This is a genomic window from Streptosporangium sp. NPDC005286 (assembly GCF_040607515.1).
Classification (GTDB): domain Bacteria; phylum Actinomycetota; class Actinomycetes; order Streptosporangiales; family Streptosporangiaceae; genus Streptosporangium.
In genome coordinates this window covers 1-10,074 of sequence record NZ_JBEXGU010000136.1, presented here as the reverse complement: position 1 = coordinate 10,074, position 10,074 = coordinate 1, and the positions used below count along the sequence as shown (strand labels likewise).

At 71.7% G+C, this 10,074-nt stretch carries 12 protein-coding genes and 2 pseudogenes; 5 read left to right on the top strand and 9 right to left on the bottom strand.

From position 1 onward, the window contains the following. Positions 1 to 89: 89 nt before the first annotated feature. The 3 genes from ABZU75_RS34695 to ABZU75_RS34685 are packed head-to-tail and all read right to left on the bottom strand — an operon-like array spanning position 90 to position 1,394. The gene (locus tag ABZU75_RS34695) at positions 90 to 503 is read right to left on the bottom strand and encodes a spore-associated protein A (RefSeq protein WP_355563681.1); all 414 of its coding nucleotides are present in this window, start codon (positions 501 to 503) and stop codon (positions 90 to 92) included. Between the two features lie 41 nt (positions 504 to 544). Next, entirely contained in the window at positions 545 to 958 is a 414-nt protein-coding gene (locus ABZU75_RS34690) for a spore-associated protein A (RefSeq protein WP_355563678.1), read from the bottom strand. A 25-nt stretch (positions 959 to 983) separates the two neighbouring features. Further along, positions 984 to 1,394, bottom strand: coding sequence for a spore-associated protein A (locus ABZU75_RS34685; protein ID WP_355563675.1), 411 nt, complete (start codon positions 1,392 to 1,394; stop codon positions 984 to 986). A gap of 427 nt (positions 1,395 to 1,821) precedes the next feature. On the opposite strand from ABZU75_RS34685, the gene ABZU75_RS34680 reads away from it, so the two are divergent. Next, positions 1,822 to 2,808, top strand: coding sequence for a helix-turn-helix domain-containing protein (locus ABZU75_RS34680; protein WP_355563672.1), 987 nt, complete (start codon positions 1,822 to 1,824; stop codon positions 2,806 to 2,808). On the opposite strand, the gene ABZU75_RS34675 is transcribed toward ABZU75_RS34680, so the two are convergent. Both ABZU75_RS34675 and ABZU75_RS34670 read right to left on the bottom strand, forming a co-directional pair. Then, positions 2,768 to 3,589: an isocitrate lyase/phosphoenolpyruvate mutase family protein gene (locus ABZU75_RS34675; RefSeq protein ID WP_355563669.1), complete on the bottom strand. Its 822-nt coding sequence runs from the start codon at positions 3,587 to 3,589 to the stop codon at positions 2,768 to 2,770. The genes ABZU75_RS34680 and ABZU75_RS34675 overlap by 41 nt on opposite strands. Next, positions 3,586 to 4,383, bottom strand: a complete 798-nt coding sequence (locus ABZU75_RS34670) for a cytochrome P450 (RefSeq protein ID WP_350929796.1) — start codon at positions 4,381 to 4,383, stop codon at positions 3,586 to 3,588. The genes ABZU75_RS34675 and ABZU75_RS34670 overlap by 4 nt, the downstream gene beginning before the upstream one ends. Positions 4,384 to 4,533: 150 nt before the next feature. Between ABZU75_RS34670 and ABZU75_RS34665 the strand changes: the two genes are divergently transcribed. Further along, positions 4,534 to 5,421 carry a LysR family transcriptional regulator gene (locus ABZU75_RS34665; protein WP_355563666.1) on the top strand — a complete coding sequence of 296 codons (888 nt, stop codon included), beginning with the start codon at positions 4,534 to 4,536 and terminating at the stop codon, positions 5,419 to 5,421. A 163-nt stretch (positions 5,422 to 5,584) separates the two neighbouring features. Here the strand turns inward: ABZU75_RS34665 and ABZU75_RS34660 are convergent, their stop codons facing one another. After that, positions 5,585 to 6,307, bottom strand: coding sequence for a hypothetical protein (locus ABZU75_RS34660; RefSeq protein ID WP_355563663.1), 723 nt, complete (start codon positions 6,305 to 6,307; stop codon positions 5,585 to 5,587). A 77-nt stretch (positions 6,308 to 6,384) separates the two neighbouring features. On the opposite strand from ABZU75_RS34660, the gene ABZU75_RS34655 reads away from it, so the two are divergent. After that, entirely contained in the window at positions 6,385 to 7,290 is a 906-nt protein-coding gene (locus tag ABZU75_RS34655) for a LysR family transcriptional regulator (protein WP_355563660.1), read from the top strand. Here the strand turns inward: ABZU75_RS34655 and ABZU75_RS34650 are convergent. Beyond that, the gene (locus ABZU75_RS34650; protein WP_355563657.1) at positions 7,233 to 8,594 is read right to left on the bottom strand and encodes a serine hydrolase domain-containing protein; all 1,362 of its coding nucleotides are present in this window, start codon (positions 8,592 to 8,594) and stop codon (positions 7,233 to 7,235) included. The genes ABZU75_RS34655 and ABZU75_RS34650 overlap by 58 nt on opposite strands. A 113-nt stretch (positions 8,595 to 8,707) precedes the next feature. Between ABZU75_RS34650 and ABZU75_RS34645 the strand changes: the two genes are divergently transcribed. Then, positions 8,708 to 8,965: a hypothetical protein gene (locus ABZU75_RS34645; protein WP_355563747.1), complete on the top strand. Its 258-nt coding sequence runs from the start codon at positions 8,708 to 8,710 to the stop codon at positions 8,963 to 8,965. 132 nt (positions 8,966 to 9,097) lie between these two features. Next, positions 9,098 to 9,685 (top strand): hypothetical protein, encoded by a 588-nt coding sequence (locus tag ABZU75_RS34640; protein WP_355563744.1) that lies wholly within the window; start codon positions 9,098 to 9,100, stop codon positions 9,683 to 9,685. A gap of 81 nt (positions 9,686 to 9,766) precedes the next feature. Here the strand turns inward: ABZU75_RS34640 and ABZU75_RS34635 are convergent. Then, positions 9,767 to 9,892 (bottom strand): annotated as a pseudogene (locus ABZU75_RS34635) (VOC family protein); the annotation flags it as partial. A 5-nt stretch (positions 9,893 to 9,897) separates the two neighbouring features. Continuing rightward, a pseudogene (locus tag ABZU75_RS34630) lies at positions 9,898 to 10,074 on the bottom strand (AraC family transcriptional regulator); the annotation flags it as partial.

Below are 10,074 nucleotides of genomic sequence, written 5' to 3'. Positions count from 1 at the left end.
CACCGCCGCCCCGGCCGTCTACGACGACCTGCCCGCCCTGTCGACCCGTGGCCGGCCTGGACGGGCAAGAGGGCTGTCGCGGACGGGTGTCAGCCGCAGTTCGTTGCCCGCTTGCCACCCTCGGTGCCACTGATGCGGCCCATCCAGTCCACGCACCTGCCCGCCGCTGACAGGTAGATCGGGCCCGCGTAGCTGGTGAAGTAGTCGCCTTCGTAGACGTCCCAGTGGTTTCCGGCTGGGCTGACCGACAGGCCGGCCTCGATGAGCACGGCCGAGCCGGCGGTGTTCCGCTTGGCGACCACGCAGTTTCTGCCGGTGGAGGAGCTGTAGGTCAAGAACACGGTCCCCTTGCTGCCGATCGCCGCGGAGTTGACGACGGTGTAGCCGGAGCCGCACTCGCCCCCGTAGGTCGCCGCGGCTGCGGGTGATGCGGTGGCGAGCGCGCCGGTGAGTGCGGTGACGACGAGAGCGGCAGCGGTGATGGTCTTCTTGACGGGCGTCATTGTTCTCCTTTTTCCCGGTTCTTTGACGTTCTTCGTTCGGATCAGCCGCAGTTGGTGCCGTAGCGGAACTGGGTGACCGTGCCGATGGTGCCGCCCCAGTCGACGCATGCGCCCGCCGCCGACACATAGACGGGGCCGGCGTAGGTGGTGTAGTTGCCGCTGTCCTTGGTCCAGGTGGAAGCCGAGGATCGCCTGAGGTAGGCCTCCATCAGCGTGGCGGCCCCGGGGGTCGTCCGCACGGTGACGACGCAGTTTCTGCCGGTGGAGGAGTTGTAGGTCAGAAACACCGTTCCCCGGCTGTCGGGGAGGTTGAACTGGTTGACGACGCCGTATCCGCTGCCGCACTGCCCTCCGTAGGCGGCGGCGGAGGCGGGGGCGGCCGTGGCGATCGTCCCGGTGACGACGGCCAGGGCGGCGCCGGTGATCAGCGCGGTCTTCGACAGCAGTCTCTTCATGAAGTCATCTCCGGATTCTGCGGGGTCAGCCGCAGTTGGTGTCCTCGCCGCCGGCGTAGGTGCCGCTGATGGCCCCGCCCCAGGTGACGCACGAGCCCTTGGCGTAGCGGTACACGGGCCCGGCGTAGGTGGTGTAGTTGCCCTCGTCCACGGCTCCCCAGGCGGGGTCGGACTGGCGTGCGATGCCCGCGAACATCGAGACGGCCGTGCCGGGGGTGTTGCGGATCGTCACGACGCAGTTGTTGCCGTTGGCGGAGTTGTAGGTCAGGAAGACGGTGCCCTTGCCGGTGATGGTCCGCTGGTTGACGACGCTGTATCCGCTGCCGCACTGCCCGCCGTAGGTGGCGGCGGAGGCGGGGGCGGCGGTCGCCAGTGTGCCCGCGGTCATCGCGATCGCGGCCAGTCCGGTTGCGGCGATCTTCGTGAAGGTTCGCATCCTCGCTCTTTCTCTGCGCTACGGATCCCGCTGTGAGATCCACATCAAAGACGGTAGGTCGTGCCCGGTAGGTCATGAAGGGGACCGGGCACTGTTTCGGCGCACACCGAAAAGCCCTGGTAACGGCGCGGATCAAGAGCTTTGTTGATCTTCGTGCCTCCCTGGCGATCGACATCACGCTCGCACCTCGGCATACTGCTGGCGTGAGTCAGAAAACATGACGCTCGATGTTCGACCGTCCGCCGTCACACCGGATGACCGATTTTTCGCCTGTTGATAGCTGATGTCAGACCACCCGGTGTAGCCCGGACGCGGGTGGGCGCGGAACGAGAACGGATTCGGAAAGTTCGCCTCGACGGACCATCACGGGCGATCAGGTGAGCCGCTCCGCGCGTGGGTTCCGGGGGAGAGCGAGACAGAACACGGGATGCTGCGCATCCACTTTTCCCCTCAGGACTGGGAGCGGCTCCGTGTCCTCTCCAAGCCTGACCCCCTGTGGGAGATCGTGCTCAGCCTGTACATGCTGGGGGCGGCGTCCGACGAACTCGTCTTCGGGCAGTGGAGACAGAAGGTGCTGTCCCGGATGGCGCCGCAGACCAGGATGTTGCTGGATGTCGTACCACCGGAGGGCTATTCGCCGGATTTCCTCAGTCCTCTGGTGGGAGGGGAGAATCCCGAAGACGGCATCGCCGCGGTGCTGGACACCCCACGCTGGCGCATCGCCGAGGACCTCGACCTGCGATTCGGCGACGGTCGGCGTCCGTCCTGGACGGTCGCGCTGGCCCGGAAGGACAGCGTGGCCGTACGCGCGCTGGGCAGGTCGATGCGTACCTACTTCGACATGGCACTGCAGCCGTACTGGGGCTACATCTCGCAGGTCGCCGAGCGCAGCGCGACATCGATCGGCGACGCAGCCCAGGGGCCGGTGGCCCCGATCCTGCGGCTTCGAGATCAGCGGTCGGTCCGCAGGGCCCCTCGCACCACCGTGGCGGTCGCCTACGGAAACGACCAGGAACTGGACCTGCGGGGCCGTGGCCTGGTGCTGGTGCCCGCGTTCTTCTGCGCGGTCAACCCGGTGACCTTCCACGACCCCTCCCTGCCGCCGGTGCTCCTGTATCCGGTCGGCCACAAGCCGATGTCGTTCCTGACCCGGGCCGCCCAGGGAACGGGGCCGACCGAGGAGGTGCTGAGACGGCTGTTCGGCCGTACGCGCGCCCTGGTGCTGCGGACACTGCGAGACAGCGTCCGCACCACAGGTGAGATCGCACGGACCCTCGACATCTCGCCGGCCTCGGCGAGCGAGCACGCCTCGCTCCTGCGCGCCGCCGGGCTCGTGGCCAGCGAGCGGTGCGGCAACACCGTCAGGCACCGGCTCACGCCTCTTGGACTGGAGTTCCTCTACCAGGCCGTCTGACATCCAGCCGGTAGCGGTGCAGTGCCTCGACCTGCTCGTAGGATGGGACGCCGGCGGTGACCGGTTCACCACCGGCCACGCCCAGCGCCGTGGTGACGGCCGCGTGCAGCGCCGCCCGAAACAGCAGCGACCCGTAGCTGATCCGGGCCACGCCCAGATCGGCCAGCCGTCGTACCGGCACGCCGGGCCGGACGAGCACGTTCAACGGCACCCCGGTCCCCGCCACCAACGCCTCGATGTCGTGCTCGGCGCTCGCGCCCGGCACGAACACCCCGTCGGCGCCCGCCTCGGCGTAGGCGCGAGCCCTGGCCAGCGCCAGTGCCCGCGCATCCGGCAGGTCCAGCCAGAACGCGTCGGTCCGCGCGTTGAGGAACACCTGGGGAACCCGTCGCTTGACGGCGGCGATCAGTTTCGCCTGCGCCGAGGCATCCGCCAGGCCGGTACCGCGCCCGTCTTCGAGGTTGATCCCCGCCACCCCCAGCCCGGCCAGTTGCGCCACCAGGTCGGCCACCTGGCCGGGCGTCTCGCCGAACCCTGCCTCGATGTCCACGGTCACCGGGATCCCCAGCCCCGTGATCGTCCGTGCCAGCGCCAGCGTCTCCTGCCGCGTCGCCCGCCCGGCGTCCGGTTTGCCCGCGGCGGCGGCCACCCCCAGGCTTGTCGTCCCGATCGCGGCGAACCCCGCCCGTGCCAGCGCCGCCGCGGAGGCGTGGTCCCATGCGCAGGGCAGCAACAACGGCTCATCCGCGTGGTGCAGTGCCCTGAACCGCTCGAATGTCATCGGGCCACCGCCTCGACCGTTCCGGCCGCCAGCGCCAGCGCCACCCGCCTGCCGGGGCAGGCCCGTGGCCCCGCGCCGAACGTCAGGTGCGACAGAGCCCGCGGATCCCGGTTGGCCGCCGCGATGTCGAGCACCACGGCCCTCCCGTCGCCGGGCGCCCTGCGCCGCAGCGTCCGGACCGGAGGATCGCGGCGCAACGTCTCATCCAGCAGTTCCTCCACCGTCTGCTCCACCGTCTGCTCCACCGTCTGCGACGCCGTGGCCAGCGCGCCGCGGACCAGCCCGGCTGTGGGGCCGCATGCCTGGGCGAGCAGTCCCGCCAGCACGGCCAGCCGCTCAGGAGCCGGATCGCCCAGGAGTCGCGCCAGCCGCGCCAGTCCCTCATCGGCGGCCTCGGGGTCCACCTCTTCGCGCCCCGGCAGGTAGGCCGGGGCGAGCGCCGTGACGGCCTCCACGGCCCGTGGCCCGTCCTGGGCCGGCACTCCCAGCGCGACGGCCAGCACCAGCACCGGAACCAGTTCCGGGGGACAGGGCAGCGGGCCGGCGTCCCGCGAGGCGAGCCGGAACGCCTCGGTGCGTAGCGCGTCGGGGTCCAGCCCGGCCAGCACCGCCTCGCCGGCGGCCCGGCGCTCGGCGTGCGTGGATCCCTCGGCGAAGCGGCCGACCGCACCGCGCAACCATGCCACGTTCAGCGCGAACGGCGGCCGCGGTACGGGGTCGACGGTGAACCGGGGATCGGCCAGCACGGCCCGTACCTCGGCGTGGCCGCTCACCACCAGCGGGTCAGATGTCATGACCGGCAGGCTAGGGGCCGGACGCTTCGGCGCTCACCGAAGCGTCCACGAGGCCCGACGGCGGTTCCGGGACTTCGGCTCCTCCCGGGGCGGCCACCTGCCGACCAGAAGTCCAAAAGATGGATATTCCGGTAGCTAGAATTTTCAGGTATGGAACTGAGGCAGCTCGAATACTTCGTCGCGGTCGCCGAGGAGCAGAACTTCACCCGGGCGGCCGAGCGGGTGCACATCAGCCAGTCCGGTGTCAGTGCCCAGATCCGCCAGCTGGAACGTGAACTCGGCGCCGAACTCTTCGACCGGTCGGCGCGCACCGCCACCCTCACCGTCGCGGGAAAGGCCGCGCTCGCACACGCCCGCGCCGCGCTCGCCGCCGCCGGAGCCCTCGGCCAGGCGGTGGGCGAGGTGACCGACCTGATCCGGGGCCGGCTCACCGTCGGCATGGTCATCGGCTGCACCGTCACACCGCTGTTCGACGCCCTGGCCGCGTTCCACCGAGCCCATCCCGGCGTGGAGATCTCCCTGCTGGAGGACAACTCCGACCGGCTCGTCGAGGGGGTCCGCGCCGGCACCGTCGACCTGGCTCTCACCGGGACCGCGACCGCCGCCCCGGAGGGGGTGAACGCGTTGACGATCATCAGCGAGCGGCTCGTCGCGGCGGTCCCCGCCGGGCATCCCCTGACCCGGCGGCGCCAGGTCACCCTGCGCGACCTGGGCGCCCACCCGCTCGTGTGCATGCCGCCGGGCACCGGCCTGCGCACGGTGTTCGACCAGGCCTGCGCCGCGCAGGGCCTCCAACCGGTGATCGCGCTGCAGGCCAGCGCCGCCGACGCCATCGCCGATCTCGCCACCCGCGGGCTCGCCGTCGCCATCCTCAGCGAGTCGATAGCCGCGCACTACCGCGACCGGCTCACCACCTTGCTCATCGACGACATCGAAGCACCCGCCCTGCTCGCCCTGATCTGGAGGAGCACGCACAACCCCGCTGTGCGCGAGTTGCTCGCCCACAGCAGGCGGGCGTTCACTCAGGGCTCGCCGTAGCGCTCCCGGAGTCCTCGACATCACCCGGAGGCCCGTGAATCGCGGGCGCCCACGGCACCCTCTCGTGGACGCCGGCCTTCGCTCAATGCAGCGTCACAACCCGCTCCACCAGCGATTTCGCATGAGAAACGGTGTCAGAAGGTGGTGCGCTCACGGCCGCCGGTCATGCCCCCCGAACAGGTCCGCCACGCGCGGCCGACCTGGCCCGGCTGACGGACGCCGAGGCGAAGGCGCCGATGACCGGGTGCGGGCGGCGCCCGTCGCCGGCCAGTTCCGGCTGGAAGAGGGTGGCAAGGAAGAACGGGTGCTCCGGCAACTCCAGGACCCGCACCAGCCCCGCCTCGTCGTGACCGGTGAAGCGCAGCCCACCGGCCTCCAGGGCGGGCACGTAGCCGGCGTTGGGGCCGAAGGTGCAGTAGTACCTCTCCACGCTCTTCTCTGCGCCGATGACCCTCTCGGCCAGCGACCCCGGCTCCAGCAGGACGGTGTTCTCGTGGCCCGCCAGCGAGCACGCCAGCGGTAGCAGCAGGAAGTTCTCGGCACCCGGATCGTTCTCGGCGTGCGCGACGGACATGTCCAGCACATTGCGCGCGTACTCCAGCAGGGCGTGCTGGAAACCCCCGCAGGTGCCCAGGAACGGGATGCCGTGCTCGCGGGCGGTGCGGGCGGCGTTCAGCGCGCCGGCCTCGCTGCGATACGGGCTGCCGGGCACCATCCAGATGCCGTCGAACCCCTCCAGGCCGGCGGTGTCGGTCGTGGGGGTCCAGTAGGCGTCCAGGTTCAGCCCGTCGCGCTCACGCAGCGCCTCCAGCAGCGCGGGGATACGGGTGTGAGACTGGACGGCCGGTGACTTGTCGCCTACCAGGGCGATCCTCGCGGTGGTCATGCCCCGATCCTGGCCCGGCTGCCGGGGTAAGCGCCAACGATGATTCCTGCTGGGTCGATAAGCGATACTGATGCTCCGTGGACCCGCATCTGTTGCGCACGTTCGTGGTCGTCGCCGACCGGCGCTCCTTCTCCGCCGCCGCCGCCGAGCTCGGCTACACCCAGTCGGCGGTCTCCCAGCAGATCGCCGCGTTGGAGGCCGACCTGGGACTGGCGCTGCTGAGCCGCCGTCCGGTGGTGCCCACCCCGGCGGGGGAGCGCCTGCTGGAACACGCCGGACCGCTGCTGCTGCGCCACCGGGCCGCCCGCGCCGACGTGCTGCGTGCCGCCGCAGGCCCGGCCGGGCGGCTGACCGTGGCGGCCTCCCCGCTGGCCTGCGTCCCGGCGATCGCACGGGGCCTGTCCCCGGCCGCTCTGGAGGGGGTGGAGGTGCGGCTGCGCACCGTCGGCCGTGAGCGCGTCGCCGGCGAGGTCTCCTCGGGCTCGGCCGACCTCGGCCTCGTCGACGGGATCACCGCGCCCAGCGATCCGTTGCGGCTGCCGGACATGGGGCCGCTGTCAGGCTTCGGAGTCGCCGAGGAAGAGCTGGTGGTGGTGTTGCCCGCCGGCCACCCGCTCTCACACCGGCGCGGCCTGGCGCTGACCGACCTGACCGACGCGCTGTGGCTGCGGGCGCCGGTCGCCGTACCGGTGGAGCGGCTGCGCGAGCTGGCCGGCGGGGGCGGGTTTCGCGCCGCGCTGCGCTACGACGGCGAGGACCTGCACACGGTGCTGAATCTGGCCGCCGCAGGGAACGGCCTGGTCCTGCTGCCCGCCTCGGTGACGGCCGGAGTGACGCGGGGGGTGCCGCTGACCGCGCCGCGGGTGGTGCACCGGGTGGAGGTCCTGTACGCCGAGCCTGCGGGCCAGGCCGCCGCACTCGCCGCTCAGCTGCGCCAGCCGCCCTCGTCCACCCCGCCGGGCACCTCCGCCCGCGGGTCGTAGGGGGTACGGGTGAAGACGAAGGTGTTGAGATCCAGGTGGCTGGGTGAGCCGTCGGGCCCGCGAACCACACGCAGGGTCTCACCCGCGTAGTAGCCGTCCAGTCCCAGCCAGGTCCCGTCGGCCTGGGCGACGAACCGGGAGGCCCGGCCGGTGCCACCGACCGGGTTGAGGGAGACACCGCCTTCGGGCAGCAGCCGCAGCACGTACGCGCTGGGCCCCCAGTACCACGGGCCGGTCAGCTCCAGCAGGCCCGCGCTGTCGGCGACGGGCGCCCACTCCTCGGGCAGGCGCGGCTCGTGCTGGTCGAGGATCGCCAGCAGGTCGGTCAGCAGAGCGCGGCTGACACCCGAGGTGGAGTTGGCCATGAACAGCACGCCGACCCTGTCGGACGGATCGGCCCACACCGTGGCCAGGAAGCCCGGCATGGAGCCGGTGTGACCGGCCAGGCGGCGGCCGTTCGCGCGGGCCAGCTGCAGCCCCAGACCGTACCCGCCGGTCCAGGCGTCGCCGTCGTCGACGGTCGCGGGTTCGCGCATCTCCGCCACGGTGGCCGGGGCGAGCACGCCGCCGGTGTCGCCGGCCACGAACGCCGCCCACCGGGCAAGGTCTGCGGGGGTGGACCACAGCTGCCCGGCGGGAGCCATGGCGACCGCGTCATGCTCGGGTTCGGGCAGCAGTACGTCCGCCCAGGGGTGCACGGCGTAGCCGCACGCGTGCGGCGCGCGCGGCCGGGGCGTGGTGTCGCGCATGCCCAGCGGCCGTAGGATCTCCTCGTCCACGGCCCGCGCCCAGTTCACGCCGCGGTGGCGGGCCACCAGCTCGCCCAGCAGGGCGAAGCCCACGTTGGAGTAGTGGTAGCGGCGCCCGGGACGGTGCTTGGCGGCGTCGGGCCCGAGCGCGGCGACCAGTTCCTCGGCCGGCACGCCGGGGGTCCGCTCCCACCACTGGCCCGGCGGCTCGGCACTCAGCCCGGAGGTGTGCGACAGCAACTGGGCGACGGTCACCTCACCGACGCCGACCCCGAGACCGGGGACGTGCTTGGAGACCGGGTCGAGCAGATCCACCTTCCCCTCGTCGCGCAGGCGCATGACCACGACCGCGACCAGGCTCTTGGTGATCGAGCCGATGCGGTACTGGGTGAGGGGGGTGGGGGCGGCCCCCTCCACCCGGCCTCGCGCGCCGAACCAGGCCAGCTCCCCGTCGCGCACCACCCCGGCGGCCAGCGAGGGCAGGCGCCCCTGGGACTGCTCCACCGCGACCCTGCGCAGCAGCGCGCGAGCCGTACTCTCCAGAACCGGCGACATGAGAGGGCTCCTCCCCGACATGACAAAAAGTGTCCCCAGGTTAGTGCCGCTCGAGCCCGGAGGGCATCGCCGGCGGCTCCGCGAGATGCGCGCCGCCGGCCCCGATGAAGACGATGTCGGCCACGGCGACCCTGGCCACCTTCGTCGGCTCGCGCACCCGTATCGCCTGGCCCACCAGGCACGAACTCAAGCGCATTCCCATCCGCCACCCCACACCCGTCTACCCGTGGTCACTCGCCTGGCACACCGTCAACCACCACCCCGACCTCGGCAAACTCCGCGACCACCTGCGCCACGTGCCCACACCGGCCCCGCCGACCGACACCTGGAGCCCCCTCACGACCGGGGAGGATGAGCCAGGCAGAGGCTAGGACCAGGTGCCCGGCGGCGCCCGCTCTCGCCGGGAGAAGGACCTTCGGCTCTGACCACAGCCAGCCAAAGACCCTGGTACGCCGGGTACGCACGCCGCACGGTGGAGGCAACACCACGGGGGAGGTGGCCCGATGAGTTCCTTCGGCTACCGGATCCGGTGCCGTCTGCGCCTGCATCGGTTCGACAGCAACCCTTTGCGCAGACGCTCGGACCGGATCGAGACAGTCGCCGTGCTGGTGAGCCTGCTGCTTTTCGTCGCCGGGCTGTGGCCGGCGATCGGGCTCGGCCGGCAGGCCTACCAGGACGGCCTGCGGGCCGAGCTCGCCGCCCCCCACCGGCGGGCGGTCGCCGCCGAGGTCGTGGGCACGGCCCGCCCGACGGAGCCTGGCCTCGGCGGGCAGGCGCGCACGGTGCGCTGGACGGCGGCGAACGGGACCCCGCGCACCGGCCAGGTCGTGCTCCCCTCGGCGGTACCGGTCGGCTCGCGCACCGAGATCTGGCTGGATGCCGCGGGCAGGCCCACCGACCCCCCGCAGAGCCGCGTGGAGACGGTCACGGTCGCCACGCTCACCGCGATCGGGGTGATGGCGTGTATCTCGATGACCCTGCTGGTCTTCCTGGTCGGCCTCCGGGTGCTGCTGAACCGCTACCGTGACGCCGAGTGGGAGAGGGCGTGGTCCCTCGCCGACCAGCGATGGCACAGGCCGAAGCAGGGCTGATCTCTGCCGTGCGGAGGAAGGCCGCCACGCCCTGGCCCGCAAGATCTGCCACGGCAAGAAGGGCGAGCTGTACCGTGCCCAGATCCAGCGCATCCCGTCGTATCCGACGCCGTTGCGGACCTCGAAGCCGAGGGTGTCGCGCTAGAAGGCCAGGGAGGCGTCCGGGTCGTCGTGCGGGAGGAAACTCGTGTGAATGGTGATGTCCATGGTGGTCAGGCTAGGTGCGGCTCGGTGACCGGCGCTTCTTGATTCCTGATCGGCCTGGTCACCTGTTTCGCCACGCACGGCGGCATTCCCGCCGTCGCGCGCGCCGCGTGGTGCCGGTAGGTGCTGGGCGGCATGCCGACCAGTTCGGTGAAGCGGGTGCTGAAGGTGCCCAGCGACGAGCA

Bases quoted from the DNA above. Each gene is read 5' to 3' on its own strand.
- ABZU75_RS34695 (WP_355563681.1), bottom strand. From the start codon at position 503: ATGACGCCCGTCAAGAAGACCATCACCGCTGCCGCTCTCGTCGTCACC.
- ABZU75_RS34690 (WP_355563678.1), bottom strand. From the start codon at position 958: ATGAAGAGACTGCTGTCGAAGACCGCGCTGATCACCGGCGCCGCCCTG.
- ABZU75_RS34685 (WP_355563675.1), bottom strand. From the start codon at position 1,394: ATGCGAACCTTCACGAAGATCGCCGCAACCGGACTGGCCGCGATCGCG.
- ABZU75_RS34680 (WP_355563672.1), top strand. From the start codon at position 1,822: ATGCTGCGCATCCACTTTTCCCCTCAGGACTGGGAGCGGCTCCGTGTC.
- ABZU75_RS34675 (WP_355563669.1), bottom strand. From the start codon at position 3,589: ATGACATTCGAGCGGTTCAGGGCACTGCACCACGCGGATGAGCCGTTG.
- ABZU75_RS34670 (WP_350929796.1), bottom strand. From the start codon at position 4,383: ATGACATCTGACCCGCTGGTGGTGAGCGGCCACGCCGAGGTACGGGCC.
- ABZU75_RS34665 (WP_355563666.1), top strand. From the start codon at position 4,534: ATGGAACTGAGGCAGCTCGAATACTTCGTCGCGGTCGCCGAGGAGCAG.
- ABZU75_RS34660 (WP_355563663.1), bottom strand. From the start codon at position 6,307: ATGACCACCGCGAGGATCGCCCTGGTAGGCGACAAGTCACCGGCCGTC.
- ABZU75_RS34650 (WP_355563657.1), bottom strand. From the start codon at position 8,594: ATGTCGCCGGTTCTGGAGAGTACGGCTCGCGCGCTGCTGCGCAGGGTC.
- ABZU75_RS34645 (WP_355563747.1), top strand. From the start codon at position 8,708: ATGTCGGCCACGGCGACCCTGGCCACCTTCGTCGGCTCGCGCACCCGT.
- ABZU75_RS34640 (WP_355563744.1), top strand. From the start codon at position 9,098: ATGAGTTCCTTCGGCTACCGGATCCGGTGCCGTCTGCGCCTGCATCGG.